Here is a 20,225-nt window from a genome sequence, read left to right as displayed (position 1 = left end):
GCGCGTCGGCCACGGCCAGCGCGAGCGCGTCCACGGCTTCGCGGCAACCACGCACCGCCTCGACGGCGTCCGCCAGACAAGGCGCCGGCCGGCGAGCCGCACGCGACACCAGCCGCCGCGCGGCGAGCGTGCCGGCGATCAGTTCCAGCTCGCCGACCGCGTCCAGGAACGCGGCCCGGTGGGCCGCGACCGCGCCCGTCTCGGCTCGCGCGACGGCCAGGAGCAGGTCGGTGAGCGCGGCGAGCGCCCGAGCCAGGCGCGACCGGGCGAAGTCACGGGAGCGGACGGGCAGCACCAGCCAGGCCGCGGCGACCGCGAGCACCGATCCGACGGCCATGGCCGCGAGCCGTTCGGCCAGCATGTGCCCGGCTGTGAGGCCGAAGTAGCCGTAGAGCAGCGCCAGCACCGACGTCACCCCGGCCGCCCAGAAGGCGTAGTGGACGGTGCGCAGGCACTGCGCGACGGCGAGCACCACGAAGATCGCCACGACCGTCCGGGCGCTGTGCGCGGGGGCGGTGGCTATCGCCGCGGTCGCGGCCACGGTACCGACCGCCCCTCCGACGAGGCGGGCGACGCTCTTCACGGCGACGTCGCCGCGGCCGCGGTTGCCGGCGGCGACGATGTAGGCGGTGACCACCAGCCACGGCCAGTGATCCGGGAAGGCCAGCCGCCCGACCAGGAACGCCGCGCCGAGCCCGACGGCCATCTGCGCGGCCATCCTCGTGCTGGGCGACCGCCACCAGCCGCCGGCCGCCGGTCGCGCGGAAGCCGGTCGCGCGGAAGCCGGGGTACCCGCCGGCTCGGCCTGCGCGGCGGTCGCGCCGAGGGCGGCGGCGGTCGACGGCAGGAGCCGGAGACGCTCGGCCAGCGCGTGCAGGGTGAGTACCCAGAACGACGCGATCACCGCCATCAGCGCGGACCACCAGCGCGTCGAGCCGCTCGGCGCGGCGACGGCCGGCGTGATGAGCAGCGCGATGAACGGCAGGGTCGCGAGTGTGCCGAGACGGGACGCAGCCGGGCCGAAGCGGCGTACCCAGATGCCGGCGCTGATCCCCAGAACGAACAGGACGTCACCGACGTTGGGGTGCTCGATCATCAGCCGGCCGACCTCGCTCGCGGCCACCGCGACGACGGGCAGCAGGGCGAGCCGCAGGGCCATCGGCGCCCGCGCCCGGCCGGCCGCGGCGGCGCGCGTCGCGCGGTTCCGCTCGACCCGGGCGAGTGTCAGCGCCAGTACGACCGCCTGGATGACGACACCGAGGTTCAGGTGCGCCGCGCGCTCGACCCCGAGCGCGCTGCCGAAGGACGCCAGCACGGCCGCCATCGTGACCGCGGTCGTCAGCAGACCGGCACGCAGCGCTGCCGCGAAAGCGATCACGTGCCGCCTCGGGAGGGCAAACCCGGACACGCTCGCCAGCATCTCACCGGCCCGGGCGCGTGGCCATGTCCGCACCCGTGGGTTGATCGCCGGCTGCGCCCTCCGATGGTCATGATCTGGCCAACCCGACGACCACCCCAGGGCTGAAACGGCGATCACCGCGAGGTGTCCAACGCGAGAGGGTGACGCGGCCGCGGCCGCGGCCACGGCGGCGGCGGCGGCGGCGGCCGATTGAGCCACGACCGGTGGTGAGCACGCACGGTGGTAGGTTGGATTTTCGGACTCACTGGACGCCGCCCCATGGCCAGGGGCGCCGGGATCCAGCACCCGGACAGGAGGGAGGCGGTCGCGATGACCCAGACCGGACGGGAGTGCTCGATCGCGGACGCGCTCGCGATCGTGGGCGAGCGGTGGAGCCTGCTCGCGCTGCGCGAGATCAACCTCGGAGTGACCAGGTTCGACCAGATCGTCCGCAACACCGGCGCGAGCCGCGACATCCTGGCCACCCGCCTGCGCGCGCTGGTCGCGGCGGGCGTCGTCGAGCGCCGCCCCTATCAGGAGCATCCGCCCCGCTACGAGTACGTCGCGACCGAGGCCGGCGAGGCCCTACGGCCCGCGCTGCACGCGTTGATGGAGTGGGGCGACCGGTACGCGGCCAAGGGCGACCCGCCGACGGTCCTCGCCCACGACTGCGGCGCCGAGCTGCACACGCGGGCCGTCTGCGCGCACTGCGGCGAACCGGTCGCCTTTGGCGGGAACACCCGCCTCCTCCGACTGGGCGCCGTCCACTGACGGCTCCCGTATCCCAGGTCACAACGGGGTCGGTTGCGATTTCCAACCCACTGGCGTACACCGGAATGAGCGAGTTGGATTTTCCAACCCTCAAAGAGGAGGCCGCCATGCGGGACGCAGTGATCGTCGACGCCGTCCGGACCCCGATCGGCAAGGGCAAGCCGGGTGGGGCGCTCGCCGGCGTGCACCCCGTCGACCTGCACGCCCACGCGATCCGCGCGCTGGTGGAGCGGACGGGAATCGACCCCGCCCTCATCGACGACGTGATCGGCGGAACGGTCGGGCAGATCGGCGAGCAGAGCTCCAACAACGCCCGATGGGCCGCGCTGGCCGCCGGGCTACCCGAGACCGTGCCCGCCGTGACGGTCGACCGTCAGTGCGGCAGCAGCCAGCAGGCGATCCATTTCGCCGCACAGGGCGTCATCAGCGGCGCGTACGACATCGCCATCGCCTCGGGCGTCGAGTCGATGAGCACGGTGCCCATCGGCAGCTCGTCCGCCGGGCGCGACGCCTCGGGGCCTGGCGTCGCCGCGCGCTACCCCGACGGGCTGGTGCCGCAGGGCATCTCCGCCGAGCTGATCGCGCAGCGGTGGAACCTCTCCCGTACCAGGCTCGACGAGTTCGCGGCCGAGAGCCACCGGCGCGCCGCCGCCGCCTGGGACGACGGCCGTTTCGACGCGGAGGTCTCGCCGGTCAAGGCGCCGTCGCCCGACGGCTCGGGCTCACTGGTCCAGGTCACCCGCGACCAGTCGATCCGGGCGGCGACGACGGTCGAGGTGCTCGCCGGCCTGAGGCCCGCGTTCCGCGCCGACGCGTGGACCGAGCGCTTCCCGGAGATCGACTGGCGCGTCACGGCGGGCAACTCCTCGCCGGTCAACGACGGCGCCGCCGCCGTCCTGATCACCGACGGCGACACCGCGCGCCGGCTCGGTCTGCGCCCGCGCGCCCGGCTGCACAGCTTCGCCGTCGTCGGGGACGACCCGTTGCTCATGCTCACCGGCGTGATCCCGGCGACCGAGAAGGTCCTGCGGCGGGCCGGCCTGCGCCTCGAGGACATCGACGCCTTCGAGGTCAACGAGGCGTTCGCGAGCGTGGTGCTGGCCTGGCAGGCCGAGACCGGCGCGGACCTCGCCAGGGTCAACGTCAACGGCGGCGCGACCGCGATCGGGCACCCGCTCGGCGCCAGCGGCGCCCGGCTGATGACCACGCTGCTGTCGGTGCTGGAGCAGACCGGCGGGCGCTACGGCCTGCAGACCATGTGCGAGGGCGGCGGCATGGCGAACGCGACCATCATCGAACGGCTCTGACGATCGAACGGCTCTGACATACATACCCCCGGCCAGGAGCCCGGGGGTCCGAAGGCCGGCCACTGCACACCACGGCGGACGCGAAGGCGGCGGACGCGGCGAGCAGCAGCCGGCCTTCGCCGTCGAACAGGGTGGCGAACTCCAGGACAGCCCCGTGGGCGTACTCGCGGACCCGGCCGGGTGAGCGTCGACGGATCGACGCCGAACCAGGCCGCGGGGGCGCCTGGTGCCTCGGGTCGGCCCAGGTGTCGGAGCAGCGGAGATCCAGGGCGCATCCGATCAGTGACCCCCGGCAGTGGGCACTTCGCGGTCGGGTCTACGGTCATGGCCGAAAAAGCACCTATTCACGCGAAATGCCCGCCTCCGACAGGGACAGCCGCCCCTATCCGGGCATTCCATCGGTTCGACCCCGCGAAGGCACCCATGGACAACGAGACCCCACGACGGCCGGCCGCCGACGGATGGCCAGCGGACGCGCCGCCCCCCACGGCCGCCGGCTGGGCACCCCCGACCGGACGGCCGGTCGCGACACCACCAAGCCCGAGCCAACCATTACCAGTCCCGCCGATCCCGATGGGCCCGCCCGGCCCATCGCCCTGGCCGCAGGCACCCGGCGGCCCCACGGCGCCCGGTTCTCCCCCACCGCCGGCCCCGCGCAGGCCGCCACGGCGCGGCGGTGTCGTGGCCCGCCGGGTGCTCGGCGCCGTGGTCGCGCTGGCCGTCGCCGGCGGGATTCGCTACGGCATCCACCAGGCCACCCACCACGGTGACCGCGACGACTCCTCCTACTCGTCGGACTCGTCGTCATCGGCCACCTTCGCCGTGGGCGGCTGCGTGAAGATCACCGTCCAGCCACGGGTGCTGGCGAGCAGCCCGCAGAACGGCGAGCTGAAGTCGCAGCCCGAGTACGGCGCGGTGAAGTGCACAGACAAGACCGCCTACGCCAAGGTCACGGCCTTGGATGTGGCCGACGCCGCCGCGGCGAACCCCCTCGGCGGCGCGTCCTCGGTGGCCGACGTCGGCTGCCCGCAGGACACCGACGAGATCGTCACGCTGACGAACAGCCTCAGCATCCAGAAGCGCACCGGCTGCCTGCGCAACCTCGCCGCGCCCCATCCGGGCGACGCGGGCGGAGGCGGCGGGCTGATTCGCGCTGGCGACTGCCTGCAGGTGTACGCGACCTACTCGAACAACCTCGCCGAGGTGCCCTGCACGGATGAGGAATGGACGGCGGGCGGCGTGAGCTTCGGCAAGGTGTGGTTCGGCAAGATCACCGGCCGGGTGGACGAGAAGGCCCAGTGCCCGCCGGAGGCGAGCTACTCCGTGGAGATCCAGGCCGCGAACCAGCGGATCCTCTGCGTGGCGAAGGATGGAGGCTGGCTGCCCGGCGTCGGCGACTGTGTCGACACGAACAGCTTCTACGCCGCCGATCCGGCCGCCGGCCCGGAACGTCGCCCCTGTACCGACCAGTACCTCGCCACCCAGGTCACCGCGCTGGTTCCCGCCGGCCAGCCCTGCCCGGCCGGCTCGTCCCCCAGCCGCCTGAGCGGCTACCTCCAGACCGCCTGCGGACGCCGCGTATAGACCGCGGAACACGACCGACCGGGCCCGCGACCAGCCGGCGACCGGCCGCGACCAGACCGCGACCGGGCCGCCACCAGGCCGCGACCGGCCGACGGCCGGCGAGTGGCCGAGCGGCGCCGACCACTCGCCCGCCCATCCAGAAGATCGTCGGGACTGTATCGACATCCGAGCTCGGAGCCTCCGCCAGTTCGGATCCCGGTACAGTTCCGCCGATCAAGCTCACAGCTAGGATCATGCGGTGGTTCCTACGTCGAGCTGGCGAAACGACCGGGCATGACGAGCGCCGTCGAGATCTACACGGACGGGGCGTGTAAGGGCAACCCCGGGCCCGGCGGCTGGGGCGCGGTCCTGCGCTACGGACGCCACGAGAAGACGATCTGTGGCGGCGAGCCGAACGACACGACCAACAACCGGATGGAGCTGCTTGCCGCCATCCGGGCGCTGGAGGCACTCACCCGGCCGTCGGTCGTCAGGATCAACACCGACAGCCAGTACCTGCGTAACGGAATCACCGGATGGCTGCAGCGCTGGAAGAGCAACGGCTGGCAGACGAAAGAGAAGAAGGCCGTCAAGAACGTCGACCTCTGGCAGAGGCTCGATTCCCTGGTCGGGCAGCACCAGATCGAATGGGTGTGGGTCAAGGGGCACGCGGGCAACCCAGGCAACGTCCTCGCCGACCAGCTCGCGAACCGTGGACTCACGGAGGCCCGCCAGCGATCACCCTGATGACCGGATTCCCCCGCCGTCCCGGATCAGGCCGGCCAGCAGGTCGTCATAGGCGGACAGGGGTGGGATCACGACAGACGGGTCCTTGCCCGCGTCATCCCACCGCCGTACCGCCGCGGCGTCCTCGGCGTAGGGACCCGCCCGGAACGCGGTCAGCTCGTCGCCCTCGAACGGGCCGCCCTGCATCGCCAGCGTCCGGCGGGAGATCGGCGAGAGGATGTCGTAGTAGCCCGGGTCGACGACGCAGAGATAGCGCTTCGCGTCGACGTGCAGCCGCACCGGTTCGGTCACCTCCGGTCCGAACCAGCGGGACAGCCAGGCGGCCCCGGTGATCTCGTGTCGGATGTCGTCGCCGCGGGCGAGCGCGGCGGCCGAGTCACGGTCCAGCATGTGCCCGACGTCGTGCAGCAGGGCGGCGGCGACCAGCGCGGGCGCCGCGCCGGCGGCGACCGCGCACGCCGCGGTCCGCAGCGAATGCCCGGCCACCGAGACCGCCTCGCCCAGGTACTCCGACGAGCTCGCCGCGTCGAACAGCGCGTGGACGGCCGCGAGCGCCTCAGCCGGAGCCGCGCCGTCGGGGCTCACCGGTCCGCCGCCGGTCGGGCCCGCGCTCATCGGGTCGGATCTCATCGGGTCGCCACTCATCGAGCCACCGCCGGCGCGGTCGCCGGCGATGCCGCCGCCGCCTTCCGTGCCGCTGGCGCGAACGCGCCCGACGCGCCCGACGCGTCTGAGGCGTCTGAGGCGTCTGAGGCGACGCGCGCCCGGCGGCTGACACCGGCGCCATCGCGGCGCAGCACCTCGAGCGTGCCGCGCAGGCCGTCCATGTCCACGTAGACGCCCTGCAGGTGACGCCCGCCGCCGGCCGGGTCCGGCTGGAAGGCCGTCCGCCCGTGCAGCACCCGGGTGTTGTCGAAGATCAGGCAGTCGCCGGGCGCCAGCCGCAGCGTGATCGCCAGGTCGGGCGCCTCGACCACGGCGGCGAAGGCGGCGAGCGCCCGGTAGACCTCGCCCACCCGGTCGGGGGGCACGTCGGGCGGCTGCAGGGCCCGGTCGTTCCAGCGGACCTGAGCCACGGCGCCCTCGTCGTCGATCGCGATGACCGGCGCGCGGGCGGTCAGGATCGTCGTCGGCCCGTCGTAGCGAAAGGGCAGCCAGACCTGGGTGAGCGTGTCGAACGCGGCCGCGTCGACGTCACGCAGTCGGCTCGCCGCGGCGAAGCCGTCGACGAGCGTGGTGTCTCCGCCCGCGCCGGCGGCGCGCAGGCAGTGCAGAAGCTGCACGGTCGGCACCGGGTCGCGGTAGGGGTTGTCGGTATGTGGCGCGAGGGCGACGCCCGTGTAGGCGAGGTGCTCCGGGTCAACCTCGCTGCGAACGTCGAAAAGCCTGCCGTAGTTCGTCTCCCGGACGAACCCAAAGGTGCGGGCGACCGTGAGCACCATGCCGGCCCGCGCGGGCACCTCGGTGAGGATCGCCGCGCCCAGCGCCGAGACCGCGCCGAGTGTGGTCATCATGGCGACCGGGGAGCGCAGGTAGGCATCCCAGGCCACCCGTGGCGGCCCGGCGGGCAGGTCGGTGGCGGTCCACGGCACCCGGCCGCTCTCGGACTGGTCCCCCGTCCGGGCCGCTCGCCCCGGGGCGCTGCGCTCCAGCCAGTCCAGCTCGAACGTCGACCGATGGCCGTCGGGCGCGAACACGACCGTCAACCGGCCGTCCGTCAGCTCGTGGTACTCGACGGCGGTGTCCGCGAACAGCCGCGCCACCCGCGCGGACCCCACCAGACGCTGCCCGGTTCCCGGGTGCCGGCACTCGGCACAGCCGCATGCGTCGCGCAGCCACAGCGCCGGCAACTCCAGATCGTCAACCGTCAGTACGCCGACCGGTCCCGCCAGGCTCATCGCCCCAGCATCTGCCCGCGCCACGACCGGATGATGACGTCATCCTGAACCGCCGCGAACACCCTGCTGACAACTTCAGCTCGCCGAGTTCGGCGCGGGGAGCAGGAGGTCGACGTTGCGGTCGAGGCGGGTGCCGGCACCGGAGCCGCCGCCCGGGTCCGGGTCGGCGTCGTTCCCGGGCCGGCGCTGCCAGTAGTTGGCGGCCAGCTCGCGCGACAGCGACGCCAGCGCCAGCGGGTCGACCGGGCCAGCGCCGCCGGACGTGGCGGTCACGGTGCCGGTCGTGCCGGTCGTGCCGGTCGTGCCGCGCGTGCTCGTCGCGCCGGTCGCGCTCGTCGCGCTGGTCTGCGCGAACGGGCCGAACTGGGTGTGGTCGGACGTCGCGGGCGCGGCGGTGTCGAGGACGGTGGCGACGAACGACAGGGTGCCGTCGCCGTTGTCGTACAGCTCGACGAGACGGGACTGCTGCGGCCAGTCGATGTGCGACGCCGTGGTGATCTCCCAGAATCCGCCGGGGAACGGGCTCCCGGCGGGGCGGGCGTAGGGCGTGACGGTGTGCCGGTGGGTGTGGCCGTTCACCCAGCCGACGACGTTGGGGTACCGCAGCAGCAGGTCGCGCACCCGCCCGGCGAGCACGCGCGGCCCGCCGGCCGGGGACTCCTGGTCGTTGACCAGCGTCTCCAGCGGATGGTGACTGAACAGGATGAACAGGCAGTCCGGCCCGGCGCCGGTGGCGACTGTCCCGTCGGCACCCAGCCAACGGGTGGAGCCCGCCCGCAGCGTCGACTCCAGCCAGGCGAACTGGGTCTCGTCCAGCGAGCCCTGCCAGCCACCGTTCGGGTTGACGGTGTCCAGCACCACGCCGACCACGGGCACCTGGGACCCTTCGCCATCCTGGCCGGCGGCGGCCGCCACCAGGCCCGCGATGTCGAAGGTGTAGTAGGCCGTGCCGTCCTTGAGATTCGTCTCGGTGTACCCGTGACCCACCGGGCGGCCGCGGGTCTCGAAGTGCGCGGCGACGTGCTCGTCTCGCCGGACAGACCGCCTTCGCGGGTCCGCCGGCACGGTCCTGCCCGGGCCGGCGAGAAGCGCGGCGAAGCCCGCCGGGTCGCCCGTGTCGATCGCCAACCCGATCGCGGCGACGTCGGCGTCGGGGGCGAGATCGACGATCTTCAGGCCACCGGTGGCCAGGTCAGTGATCACGTCGATGGGAACCGCGGTACCCGAGACCAGGTTGTCGTGGTTGCCGAGCGCGGTGTACCAGGGGATCGACAGGCCGGTGGCGGCGAACGCGCGCCGGGCGGCGTCGATCACGCCGGGCGCCGCCGGGTAGCCGTAGTGGGCCCGCGGCAGGTCGTCGGCCTGGCCGGGCGGGGTGCCGTCCGGGTGCCAGTACCGGACGTCGTAGCGGACGTCGTCGGCGACGCCGTCGTATCGGTCCGGGGTGCCCGAGTCGACCTGGACCGGCCCGCCACCGTCGAGGACGTCGCGGTACCAGGCCAGCTCGTTGGCCTGGCAGTTGTCCGTCGCGTCGCCGGTGACGATCGCGAAGGCGATCGGCGCGCCCCCCGGGGCGGCCGCCAGCGCGTTCACCGTCTGGACCATCGCCTCGACGACGTGCGCGGTGAACGGCTCCTGCGGCCGGTATGCGCCGAGTTCGACCACCACCTCCCAGAACGGCGAGTCCGGGTCGCCGGCCCGCTCCAGGAACTCGGCCCGGGCCGGCGACTGGTGATCCACGACGTGCAGGTCGGACAGATGCGCGAACCGCGCGAGCGACCGCCGACCGGGCCGCGTGCCCGCCGGCCCCACCACCGGTTCGACCAGCTCGGTCCGCACCAGCTGCGGCTCGCCGGGGCCGGCGACCAGCGGCCGGTAGCCGCCGGGGCCCGGCGCGCCGCGCACGAGCCGGCGGTCGCGGGTGGTCACCGGTTGGGAACCCGCGGACCCGGATGCCGCGTTCGGCCCGGCGACGGCCGGCTCATCCCAGGACTCCACCATCGCCGCCTCAGGCGTCGGCCGGTGGCCACGACCCCCGGTTGGCTGTGGATTCCATCATGAACCCGCAGGTAACCGGATGCCCAGTGGCAAACCTCGCACCCGGCCCACCTGGGCCAGCCAGGTTCACCGGGCTAACCGGCTCACCGGGGCCGGCGGGCGTCAGGGGCGGAGGAGTTCCGTTTCGATCAGGCGGCGGGAGCGCGCGGCCGGCGGAGCCGTGCGGACGGCGAGCTCGAAGATCGCGATGCTGAAGGCGACGACGACGGCGATGTCGACCCAGAACGGGATGACGGCCAGACCTCCGCCGAACTGGCCGAGCCACGAGATGACGGTCAGGCCACCCAGCCACGGCAGCAGCCACAGTGCCGAGCGCCATTCCAGCGCCGGCCAGCGCCCCGCCGGTTGGGTCGCCCGGTAGCCGGCGAAGAGCACGAGCCCGGCGATGATTCCCACGGCCAGCTTCTGGTCGTTCTCCCAGCCGGCCCAATAGACGATCAGATTCGACGTGGCGAACGCGATCCGGGTCAACAGGGCGGCCGTTGGCAGCCGATAAGGGCGTGGCCGGTCGGCATCGGCGTGACGCAGCACCATCAGGGAAATAGGCGCGAAGGCATAGGTCAGAAACGTCGCAGAACTGATGAGCGTCACCAGCTGCTGCCAACCCGGGAACGGCAGGAACATCACCAGTCCAATGCCATACGCGAGAAGAATAGCCAGGACCGGGGTGCCACGACGGTCAAGTCGCGTCAACCCGCCCGGAAGATAGCCGGCCCGGCCAAGCGAGTAGGCCAGCCGTGCCGAGGTGCCGACATAGATCAGCGCGGTACCACCCGGCGAGACCACCGCATCGATGTAGAGCAGCACCGCCAGCCAGGTGAGCCCGAGCCCGGTCGCGATCGTCGCATAGGGCCCGTAGTCGCCCGCCCCGACCGGGTGCCCCCAACCCCCGGCGATCAGCGCCGGGTCGAGCGCCCCCAGGAAGGCGACCGCGAGCAGCAGGTAGAGCGCCGTGCCGAGCAGCGTCGCGAGGATCACCGCGCGTGGGATGTCCCGGCCCGGATCGCGCGCCTCGCCGCCCATCTGGATGGCCTGCTCGAAGCCCTGCAGCGCGAACACGACGCCGGCCGGCAGCGCCGCGAAGATCCCGTGCGCGCCGAACGGGGCGAAGCCGCCGCCGGCGTGGAAGTTTCCCGGCGTGAACGCGACCGCCAGCAGCGTGCCGACGGTCAGCACCGGGATCAGGAACTTCCAGACGACCGTGACGGCGTTCGTGTCCGCGAGCCGCCGCACGCCCAGGACGTTGATGACCGTGAACAGCCCGAGCGCGCCGGCTCCGAGGGCCAGTCCCTTCCCGGACAGCGTGCCGTCCGGTTTGACCAGCCCCGGCCAGACGTTGTTCAGGTAGGACAGCGCCGCCTCGGCCTCGATCGGCGCGAGCGCCACTGCCTGGATCCAGGCGAGCCACCCGGCGACGAACCCGGCCAGGGGGCCGAGCGCCAGCTGGGTATAGCGCGCGCTGCCGCCGGCGACCGGATACGCGGCGCCCAGCTCGGCGTGTACCAGCGCCAGGCCGATGATCAGGATGCCGGCCAGCACCCAGGCCACCAGCGACGCGGGCCCGGCGACCCGGGCGGCCGTCAGCGCGCCGAGCAACCAGCCGGAGCCGATGATCGACCCAAGCGAGACGAACGTCAGCCCGAGCAGGCCCAGATGCGGCGTCATCCTCCCGGCGTGCGGCGGCATATCCACCAGATCCTGATCCGACAGCCCAAGCCGCGAGGCCCGCCGGCCTGGGCCCGGTGGCCGCGGTATTTCGGTTCCACCGCGCCGCGTGGCCGGTTCTCTCCCGTAAATAGCCGACGCCCCCACTTTCCAGAAGTCCCGCCGTTCGAAGTACCGCCGCTCGAAGCCCCGCCGCTCAGTGTCTGGCGAACCTTCTTGGGCCGCCCACCGGAGAACGGCGACGGGATTTCCGGCAAACACCCCTCGGCGGCCCGGAAAGACGCATACCAACAGGGGCGAAAACCGAATGACAGGATCACCCCTGTCGGGAAGAATGCCCGCATGCTGCTGACCCTGACCACGACCGCGCGTCCCGCGACCGATCTCGGGTTCCTGCTGCACAAGCATCCCGGCCGGGCACAGCGGTTCGACACGGCGGCGGGCAGCGCGCACGTCTTCTACCCCGAGGCGACCGAGGAGCGCTGCACGGCGGCGCTGCTGCTCGACATCGACCCGGTCGGACTGGTCCGCGGCAAGGGCGGGGGCCCGGGCGGCCGCGGCGCCGGGCCGGAGGCCCACTACGTCGACGACCGGCCGTACGCGGCCTCCAGCCTGCTCGCGGTCGCGATGGCGGCCGTCTTCTCCACGGCGATGGCCGGGATCTGCAAGGCCCGTCCGGAGCTGGCCACGACGCCGATCCCGCTGGAGATCCGGGTCCCGGCGCTGCCCTGCCGGCGCGGCGGGGCGCCCCTGGCCGAGCGCCTGTTCGCGCCGCTCGGCTGGCGGGTCGCCGCCGTCTCCGCCCCGCTCGACCCGCTGTTCCCGGAGTGGGGCACGGCCGCGCACCACGACGTGACGCTCACCGGGACGGCCCGGCTGGCCGACGCGCTCACCCAGCTCTACGTCCTACTGCCGGTCCTCGACGACGGCAAGCACTACTACGTCGGCCGCGACGAGATCGACAAGCTGGTGCGCGAGGGCGCGACCTGGCTGCCGGACCATCCCGAGCGCCACCTCATCGCCCGCCGCTACCTCGCCCACCGGGCCGGCCTTGCCTCCGCCGCGCTGGCCCGCCTCGGCGGCGTCGAGGACATCCCCGACGAGGGCGTCTCCACCGGCTTCGAGCCAGGCCCGCTCGCCGCCGCCGAGGCCGAGACCGGCGCCGCGATCACCCAGGCCGGCGCCGCGATCACCGAGCCCGGCCTCGAGATCGCCGAGCCCGGCGCCGAGATCAGCGTTCCCGACGCCGTCGGTGAGACGGCCGCGGTGCCGGTGGAGGCGCCGCGGCCGCCGTCGCTGGCCATGCTGCGGCGCCAGGCGATCCTTGACGTGCTGCGGGCCGCAGGCTCGCGCACCGTCGCCGACCTTGGCTGCGGCGACGGAAAGCTCGTCGGGGACCTGCTCGCCGACCCGCGCTTCACCGAGATCGTCGCGGTCGACGTCTCGCACCGCGCCCTGGAGCTCGCCGCCCGCAGGCTGCGGGTGGACCGGCTACCCGATCGGGTGCGGGCACGGCTGCGGCTGGTCGCGTCGTCGCTGACGTACCGGGACGCCCGGATCGCGGGCCTCGACGCGGCCGTGCTCAGCGAGGTCGTCGAGCACGTCGACCCGCCGCGGCTGCCGGCGCTCGCCGCCGCCGTCCTCGGCGAGGCCCGGCCACGGCTCGTCGTGATCACCACCCCGAACGTCGAGTACAACGTCCGCTACGAGGGGCTGGCGCCGGGTGCGCCGCGGCACCGCGACCACCGGTTCGAGTGGACGAGGGAGGAGTTCGCCGGCTGGGTCAAGGACCTCGTCGGTCGCTATCCCTACTCCGCCCGCATCGAGGGGGTCGGCGCCGCCGACCCCGAGCTCGGCGCGCCCACCCAGCTCGCCGTGCTGGAAAGGATCGGTTGAGCCGCCATGACTCACACCAGCGACTCCGGCTCCGACTCCCTCTCCGCGAGCGAGCCGACCGTGATCACGGTTCCCGAGGTCTGCCTCGTGGTGCTGGTCGGCGCGTCCGGCGCGGGGAAGTCGACGTTCGCCCGCACCCACTTCCGGCCGACGCAGGTGCTCTCGTCGGACTTCTGCCGCGGGCTGGTCGCGGACGACGAGAACGACCAGGCCGCGACCGGCGACGCGTTCGACGTGCTGCGCTACATCGCCGGGAAGCGGCTCGCCGCGGGCCGGCTCACCGTCGTGGACGCGACGAACGTCCAGCGGCACGCCCGCCAGTCCCTCGTCGAGCTGGCCCGCGAGCACGACGTCCTGCCGGTGGCGATCGTGCTCGACCCGCCCGAGCGGGTCTGCCTGGAGCGCAACGCCGCCCGGCCCGACCGCGACTTCGGCGCGCATGTGATCCGGCGCCAGCGCGCCGACCTGCGCCGGTCGCTGCGCGGCCTCACCAGGGAGGGCTTCCGGCACGTCCACGTGCTGAGCTCGGTGGCGCAGGCCTCGGCGGCGACCATCGCCTACACCAGGCTGTTCAGCGACCTGCGCCACGAGACCGGCCCCTTCGACGTGATCGGTGACGTCCACGGCTGCCGCGCCGAGCTCGAGGCGCTCCTCGCCGAGCTCGGCTACGAGCCGCGCCACGACGAGGCCGGCCGCCCGGTCGGCGCCCGCCACCCGTCGGGCCGGCGCGCGGTGTTCGTCGGCGACCTGGTCGACCGCGGCCCGGACACACCGGGCGTGCTGCGCCTGGCGATGGGCATGGTCGCCGACGGCGACGCCTTCGCCGTGTGCGGCAACCACGAGAACAAGCTGGTTCGTGCCCTGCGCGGGAAGAAGGTGACGGTCTCGCACGGGCTCGCCGAGTCGCTCGCGCAGCTCGACGCCGAGAGCGCCGAGTTCCGCGACGAGGTGGCCCGGTTCTGTGACGGGCTGGTCGCGCACTATCTCTTCGACGGCGGACGGCTGGTCGTCGCGCACGCGGGGCTGAAGGAGGCCTACCACGGCCGCGCGTCGGCTCGCGTCCGCTCGTTCGCGCTGTACGGGGACACCACGGGCGAGACCGACGAGTACGGCCTCCCGGTGCGCTACCCGTGGGCGAACGAGTACCGAGGCACCGCGACCGTCCTCTACGGCCACACCCCCATCCCTGAGCCGGAATGGGTCAACAACACCCTCTGTCTGGACACCGGCTGCGTCTTCGGCGGCCGGCTGACCGCGCTGCGCTACCCAGAGCGGGAACTGGTCACGGTCGCGGCCACCCGCGTCCACTTCACCCCGGCCCGCCCGCTGGCCGAGCCCACCTCGACGGCGGGCCCGGCCAGGCCAGTCGAGGCGGCGGACCCGGCCGGCTCCGCGGGCCCGGCCAGGCCAGTCGAGATGGCCGACCCGGCGTCCGCCGAGGTGCTGCTGGCGCCGGCCAGCCTGGCGGGGGTGCGGCCCGGCGCGCACCGGGCCGGCGACCTGCTGGACATCACCGACGTGCTCGGCCGGCGGGCGGTCGAGACGCGGCATGGCGGGCGCGTGCAGATCCAGGCGGAGAACGCGCTGGCGGCGCTGGAGGTGATGAGCCGGTTCGCGGTCGACCCGCGCTGGCTGGTCTACCTGCCGCCGACGATGAGCCCGCCACCCACGTCGCCGCTGCCCGGCTATCTGGAGCACCCCGCCGAGGCGTTCGAGACCTACCGGGCCGACGGCGTCGACGACCTGCTGTGCGAGGAGAAGCACATGGGGTCGCGGGCGGTCGCGGTCGTCTGCCGGGACGAGGCCGTCGCCGCGGCCAGGTTCGGCGCGGCTGGCGGCACCGACGCGGCCACCGGCGCGGCCACGGGCGCGGTCGTCACCCGCACCGGCCGGCCGTTCTTCTCTCCCGAGCTGACCGAGGAGCTGCTCGGCCGGCTGCGGGCGGCCGTGGCGGCGGCCGGGCTGTGGGACGAGCTGGGTGCCGACTGGCTGGTGCTCGACGCGGAGATCATGCCGTGGAGCGCCAAGGCCAGCGAGCTGCTCTCCCGGCAGTACGCGGCGGCCGGCGCCGCCGCCCGGGGCGCGCTGCCGGTCGCGGTCTCGGCCCTCGCGACGGCCGCCGCGCGCGGGATCGACGTGTCCGACCTGCTGGCGACGACCCAGGACCGGCTCGACAACGCGACGGCGTTCACCCGCGCCTACCGGCGCTACTGCTGGCCGGTCGACGGCCTGGCGGGCGTGCGGATCGCCCCGTTCATGCTGCTCGCCAGCGGTCCCGCGGGCCGGGCTACTCCCGGGACGACGTACGTCGACCGGCCGCACGACTGGCAGCTGGCGATCGCCGACCGCCTCGCCGCGGCCGACCCCGACCTCGTCGCGACCACCCGGCGGATCCCGGTGCGGGCGGACGACCCGGCGTCGGTCGGCCGCGCCGTCGACTGGTGGGAGGAGCTGACGGCCGAGCGGGCCGGCGGCGAGGGGATGGTGGTGAAGCCCGCGGCCGGGCTGGCGCGCGGCCGGCGCGGCCTCGTCCAGCCGGGCGTCAAGGTCCGCGGCCGGGAGTATCTGCGGATCGTCTACGGCCCGGACTACCTGCGCCCCGAGCATCTCGACCGCCTGCGCTCCCGCGGCCTGGGCCGCAAGCGCTCGCTGGCCTTCCGCGAGTACGCCCTGGGCCTGGAGGCCCTGGAACGCGCCGCCGCGGGCGAGCCGCTCTGGCGCGTTCACGAATGCGTCTTCGCCGTCCTCGCGCTCGAGTCCGAGCCGGTGGACCCCCGGCTGTGACGCCGCCAGTGCCCGGTCGCTACAGCGGCTCAGGTGGGACGGCCGCGTACTGCCTGGCGAGCGCGCGCAGGACGGGATGATCGGTGGGCCAGTGGACGTCGTCGATCGCCGCGACCGGACGCACACCGGTCGCGGCGTTCGTGGCGAACACCGCGTCCACATGCGGCAGGTCGGCGAGCGTGACCGCGGCCGTCACCGGCTCCTCTGCGCGTGCCTGGTTGAGGAGCCGCATCGTGACGCCCGGCAGGCATTCGGCGCTGGGCCACAGCACGCGGTCGCCGGTGACGAATCCGAGGTTGGACGTCGTCGCCTCGGACAGGACGCCGCCCGCGTCGGTGAACACCGCGTCGTCGAAGCCGGCGCGCTGGGCGGCGCGCCGCAGGCGCACGGCGCCGAACAGCCCGACGTGCTTGACCTCCGGCAGGTCACGCCGGTACCACGCGGACCGCAGGCGCAGCCCAGGGCCGGGCGGTGGAGCCACGGGCCGAGTGGTGACGAGGACGCGCGGCACCGCATCGGCGCCGGGACGGCCGAGCCCCAGGTCCGGGTCGAAGACGGTGACGCGGACGACGACCGGCGCCGTGACGCCGGCGACGGCGTGGCGGACCAGGTGGCGGACCCGGTCGGGGTCGAGGTCGGCGTCGAACAGCTGGCGGCAGTCGCGCACCAGGCGCTCCAGGTGCAGCGACAGGCCCCGCGCCCGGCCGTCGGTCACCTCCATCGAGGTGAAGTGCCCGTAGTTGACGAGCGCGAGCGTCTCAAGCTGGGCGACGTCCACCGCGACGCCGTCGAGCTCCGCCATGCCGCCAGTGTGGCATCCGGCCGCCGGCGCCGACCCGGGACGACGAGGTCAGAGCACCTCCTCCGGCACGCCGAACTGCTTGCTGTAGCGGGCAGTTCGCTGCCGGACCGCGGCCAGGTCCAGCGCGGTGTCGGCGAAGGTGTACTCGTGGCCGCCCCACCGCTCACGCGGATTGTCGCGCAGGAACCCGGCGATCCGCGCCTCGGCGTCGTCGGTCAGCTCGAACCCGAACGCGCCGTAGATCGCCCGGGCGGTACCCAGCGGGTCGGCCATCAGATCGCGGAACTGGACGTCGACCACCTGCTCGGACCGGATCGTGCCGTCGAGGCGAGCCTCGGCGCTGCGTTCCAGGCCGTCGAGGATCAGCTCGGAGAACTCCGGCCCGAGCTCGGCCACCCGCACGTCGTCGCTGTACAGGCGGCGCAGGTGGAACAACATGCTGGCGGTGGAGGCCATGACCCGGGCCGGGTCGCGGTGGGTCTGCACCAGCAGGGCGCCCGGGTACTCGGCGAGCAGCTGCGGCAGCGTCCACACATGCGCCGGCGACTTCACCAGCCAACGCTCGCCAGGATGCTCGCTCTGCAGCAGCTCCAGGTAGCGGCGGTGCCAGACGTAGGCGGCCGCGTGGTGGCCGTCGCGGACGGCGTCGTGCAGCAGCCAGTCCAGGTAGGCGGGGATGTGGAACTGGGTCGGGAAGATCACGCTGACGAAGGAGCCGCCCGCGATGCGGGAGCATTCCTGGGCGAGCCGGGCGCCGAGCTGGTGAACGGCGCGGAACTCCGGGATCACCTGATCGACGAGCTCGAAGGTCGCGTCGACCTGGGCGATGCGCGGGTCGGTCAGGTAGGTCTCGGTCCGCGGCGGCGGCAGCGGGAGGTCGACCTCCCAGGTAAGCGGCGCCCGGTGGGCCGCGTCCTGGGCGAGCACGTCGTGCAGCATCGTCGTGCCGGTGCGGGCCTGCCCGACGATGACGATCGGCGGGGTGATGCCGCGTTCCCGGATCTCCGGGTGGGCGCGATGATGGTCGACGACGCGTAATCGCGTCGTCAGGTAGTTCGCCTGCTCGCTGGCCACGATGGCCCTACCGAGCTCGCTGAGCCGGGCCTCGGCCTCCAGGCTGGCCAGGAGCCTGGCGAGGGCGTCGCGCCAGAGGTCGCCACCGAACAGTTCGTCATCCCCGAAATCGGAGAGCCCGGTGGCGTCCCGCGCCCCGGCCAGCAGATCGTCGACGTTCACGCCGTCGCCTCCGTACTCGTCGTCACCGTTGCCGTCCGCCGTCCCACCGCCACCGCCACCGACGGCCGACGCCGCCGGCCGGCGGCGCGGCACGGCACGGCCCGGCGGGCCATCGAGCGATGAATGTGACGTGCGGCACAGCGGATTAAGATCCCGACCTCACGCGATGTCAAGCGCGCGGTCGACGCGGTCGACATGGCGGACGCCGCCGACGCGAACCGGCGATCCCGCGACAGCGCCCGCCGCCGGGTTCTCGCCATGTCGCCACCACCACGGCAGCATTCGTGTCAGCACCACCCGACGGCACAGGCAAATACCAAAGAAGGCGTTCAAGAAAGCATGTCTGGACACACCTTCGGCGGCGATTTCTTGTCACGCAGGCAAGTCGCGAAGCTGTCACCATCGGGCCGCTGACCAGCGAAAAGTGTCGCCTCTCCGTCAACTCCAGGTGCGTTCGATGTCCGCTCGACGTCATTTCTTGGCGCATTGTCGAGCGCTCACGTATCAATGAGCTCGTCGAGGTTCAGAGGCAACAGAACCACCAAGGATGTGTCACCATGTCGAGCACCGTCTCCGATTCGGAAATCGAGCTGTACTCCGCTCTTGCCCTGGGCGCCGGGCCGGACGTCGCGGCGCTGCGCGCCACAGTCCGCGGCGTGGTTCTCGAGCCGGGCGACGCGGGCTGGGACGAGGCGCGCGGCACCTACAACCTCGTGCTGGACCAGCGCCCGGCGCTGGTCGTCGTTCCCGCGGACGCCGAGGACGTCGCGGCCGTGATCCGGTACGCGGGCCGCTACGCGCTGCGGGTCGTCCCGCAGCGCACCGGCCACAACGCCGAACCGCTCGGCGACCTGGCGGGCGCGATCCTGCTGCGGACCGACGCGATGCGCGACGTCCGCATCGACGCCGCGCGCCGCCGCGCGCTGGTGGGCGCCGGCGCCAAGTGGGCGGACGTCGTCCCGCCGGCCTCCGAGCTGGGTCTTGCCGCCCTGCACGGCTCCACTCCGGACGTGAGCGTCGTCGGCTACACCCTCGGCGGCGGCCTCGGCTGGTACGCCCGCGCGCTCGGGCTCGCGTGCAACAGCGTCACCGGCATCCAGGTCGCGACCGCGGACGGGGTGCTGCGATGGGTCGACCCGGACGTGGAGCCAAAGCTGTTCTGGGCGCTGCGCGGCGGCGGTGGCAACTTCGGCGTGGTCACCGCGATCGAGTTCAGGCTTTACCCCGTCACCGACGTCTACGCCGGCGTGCTGTTCTTCCCCTGGGAGCGCTCGGCCGAGGTGCTGCGCGCCTGGGAGGCCTGGACCCGGACCGTGCCCGACGAGATGACCTCCGTCGGCCGGATCATGCAGTTCCCGCCCTTCCCCGAGATCCCCGAGCCACTGCGTGGCAAGGCGTTCGTCCTGGTCGAGGGTGTGTTCCTCGGCGACGAGAAGACCGGTGCTCGGCTGATGGAGCCGCTTCGCCGTCTCGGGCCGGTCCTCGACACCTTCGCGACGGTTCCGCCCGCCGGGATCGCCGAGTTGCACATGGACCCGCCGCAGCCGATGCCCTACCAGGGCGACAGCATGGTGCTGGCTGACGTGACCCCGGCCGACATCGACCGCTTCGTCGACGCCATAGGTCCCGGCTCGGGCTCGCCGCTGGTCAGCGTCGAGATCCGCCACCTCGGCGGGGAGCTGGACCGGGTGCGGCGCGGCAGCGGTGCGCTGTCCCGGATGCCCGGCGGGTACATCCTCTTCGGCGTCGGAATCGCTCCCGACCCCGCGAGCGTCCAGGCGGTCCGCCAGTGGCTCGCGACGATGAAGGAGTCGCTGCGCGGCCAGGCCGGCGGCCTCTACCTCAACTTCACCGAGAAGACGGTGGACCCGGCCCAGCTCTTCCCGGCGGACGTCTACCAGCGCCTGCGGGCGGTGCGGGCGAGCGTCGACCCGCGCGGCCTGATCCGCGCCAACCACGAGATCCCGGCCGCCCGCGGCTGAGCGCCGGCGCAGGCGCCGGCCCCGTCCGTCCGGCTGGCCGTGTCGTCGCCCGGCCAGCCGGGCCCGCCCTGCCCCCGCGGGACTCGCCTGGGGCGGAGTCAGTCCACCCCAGGCGGC

Annotated in this window: 14 protein-coding genes; 7 read left to right on the top strand and 7 right to left on the bottom strand. The window is 73.5% G+C overall.

Translation table 11 applies throughout. The annotated features are described in order from the left end of the window. On the bottom strand, nucleotides 1-1,378 hold a 1,378-nt coding region (locus tag FRCN3DRAFT_RS54955), incomplete at its 3' end, for an FUSC family protein (protein WP_007515004.1). Between the two features lie 351 nt (nucleotides 1,379-1,729). Between FRCN3DRAFT_RS54955 and FRCN3DRAFT_RS0209470 the strand changes: the two genes are divergently transcribed. The 4 genes from FRCN3DRAFT_RS0209470 (at nucleotide 1,730) to rnhA (ending at nucleotide 5,787) form a co-directional block, all read left to right on the top strand. Beyond that, on the top strand, nucleotides 1,730-2,170 hold the full coding sequence (locus FRCN3DRAFT_RS0209470) for a winged helix-turn-helix transcriptional regulator (RefSeq protein WP_027140406.1): 441 nt from the start codon (nucleotides 1,730-1,732) through the stop codon (nucleotides 2,168-2,170). A gap of 107 nt (nucleotides 2,171-2,277) precedes the next feature. Then, the gene (locus tag FRCN3DRAFT_RS0209465) at nucleotides 2,278-3,477 is read left to right on the top strand and encodes a thiolase family protein (RefSeq protein ID WP_007515001.1); all 1,200 of its coding nucleotides are present in this window, start codon (nucleotides 2,278-2,280) and stop codon (nucleotides 3,475-3,477) included. Nucleotides 3,478-4,158: 681 nt separating this feature from the next. Further along, nucleotides 4,159-5,061 (top strand): hypothetical protein, encoded by a 903-nt coding sequence (locus FRCN3DRAFT_RS43575; protein WP_007515000.1) that lies wholly within the window; start codon nucleotides 4,159-4,161, stop codon nucleotides 5,059-5,061. A 273-nt stretch (nucleotides 5,062-5,334) separates the two neighbouring features. Then, nucleotides 5,335-5,787 (top strand): ribonuclease HI, encoded by a 453-nt coding sequence (gene rnhA, locus FRCN3DRAFT_RS0209455; RefSeq protein ID WP_007514999.1) that lies wholly within the window; start codon nucleotides 5,335-5,337, stop codon nucleotides 5,785-5,787. Here the strand turns inward: rnhA and FRCN3DRAFT_RS0209450 are convergent. The 4 genes from FRCN3DRAFT_RS0209450 to FRCN3DRAFT_RS0209435 all read right to left on the bottom strand — a co-directional run bounded on the left by FRCN3DRAFT_RS0209450 (nucleotide 5,779) and on the right by FRCN3DRAFT_RS0209435 (nucleotide 11,408). Continuing rightward, entirely contained in the window at nucleotides 5,779-6,402 is a 624-nt protein-coding gene (locus tag FRCN3DRAFT_RS0209450; protein WP_051466204.1) for an HD domain-containing protein, read from the bottom strand. The two genes, rnhA and FRCN3DRAFT_RS0209450, sit on opposite strands and share 9 nt — an antisense overlap. 26 nt (nucleotides 6,403-6,428) lie before the next feature. Further along, complete coding sequence (locus FRCN3DRAFT_RS43570; protein WP_007514997.1) at nucleotides 6,429-7,685, bottom strand: TauD/TfdA family dioxygenase; 1,257 nt, start codon at nucleotides 7,683-7,685, stop codon at nucleotides 6,429-6,431. A gap of 75 nt (nucleotides 7,686-7,760) precedes the next feature. After that, on the bottom strand, nucleotides 7,761-9,614 hold the full coding sequence (locus tag FRCN3DRAFT_RS0209440) for a TIGR03767 family metallophosphoesterase (RefSeq protein ID WP_232793984.1): 1,854 nt from the start codon (nucleotides 9,612-9,614) through the stop codon (nucleotides 7,761-7,763). Between the two features lie 231 nt (nucleotides 9,615-9,845). Continuing rightward, nucleotides 9,846-11,408: an APC family permease gene (locus FRCN3DRAFT_RS0209435; protein ID WP_232793983.1), complete on the bottom strand. Its 1,563-nt coding sequence runs from the start codon at nucleotides 11,406-11,408 to the stop codon at nucleotides 9,846-9,848. 342 nt (nucleotides 11,409-11,750) lie between these two features. Here FRCN3DRAFT_RS0209435 and FRCN3DRAFT_RS0209430 point away from each other — a divergent pair, with 342 nt between their 5' ends. Together FRCN3DRAFT_RS0209430 and FRCN3DRAFT_RS0209425 are read left to right on the top strand one after the other, a co-directional pair. After that, entirely contained in the window at nucleotides 11,751-13,304 is a 1,554-nt protein-coding gene (locus FRCN3DRAFT_RS0209430; RefSeq protein WP_007514994.1) for a 3' terminal RNA ribose 2'-O-methyltransferase Hen1, read from the top strand. Between the two features lie 6 nt (nucleotides 13,305-13,310). Further along, nucleotides 13,311-16,088, top strand: coding sequence for a polynucleotide kinase-phosphatase (locus FRCN3DRAFT_RS0209425; RefSeq protein ID WP_007514993.1), 2,778 nt, complete (start codon nucleotides 13,311-13,313; stop codon nucleotides 16,086-16,088). 19 nt (nucleotides 16,089-16,107) lie between these two features. Here FRCN3DRAFT_RS0209425 and FRCN3DRAFT_RS0209420 read toward each other — a convergent pair whose 3' ends face one another. Then, nucleotides 16,108-16,890, bottom strand: a complete 783-nt coding sequence (locus FRCN3DRAFT_RS0209420; protein ID WP_007514992.1) for an aminotransferase class IV family protein — start codon at nucleotides 16,888-16,890, stop codon at nucleotides 16,108-16,110. Nucleotides 16,891-16,938: 48 nt separating this feature from the next. Then, the gene (locus FRCN3DRAFT_RS0209415; protein WP_007514990.1) at nucleotides 16,939-18,126 is read right to left on the bottom strand and encodes a sulfotransferase family protein; all 1,188 of its coding nucleotides are present in this window, start codon (nucleotides 18,124-18,126) and stop codon (nucleotides 16,939-16,941) included. A 557-nt stretch (nucleotides 18,127-18,683) separates the two neighbouring features. Between FRCN3DRAFT_RS0209415 and FRCN3DRAFT_RS0209405 the strand changes: the two genes are divergently transcribed. Continuing rightward, nucleotides 18,684-20,108, top strand: coding sequence for an FAD-binding oxidoreductase (locus FRCN3DRAFT_RS0209405; RefSeq protein ID WP_007514989.1), 1,425 nt, complete (start codon nucleotides 18,684-18,686; stop codon nucleotides 20,106-20,108). The last annotated feature ends 117 nt before the right edge of the window (nucleotides 20,109-20,225 follow it).

It is taken from the genome of Pseudofrankia saprophytica, from assembly GCF_000235425.2.
Taxonomy (GTDB): domain Bacteria; phylum Actinomycetota; class Actinomycetes; order Frankiales; family Frankiaceae; genus Pseudofrankia; species Pseudofrankia saprophytica.
Note: the sequence above shows the minus strand (reverse complement) of the source record. Positions and strands in the feature narration are given on the sequence as shown.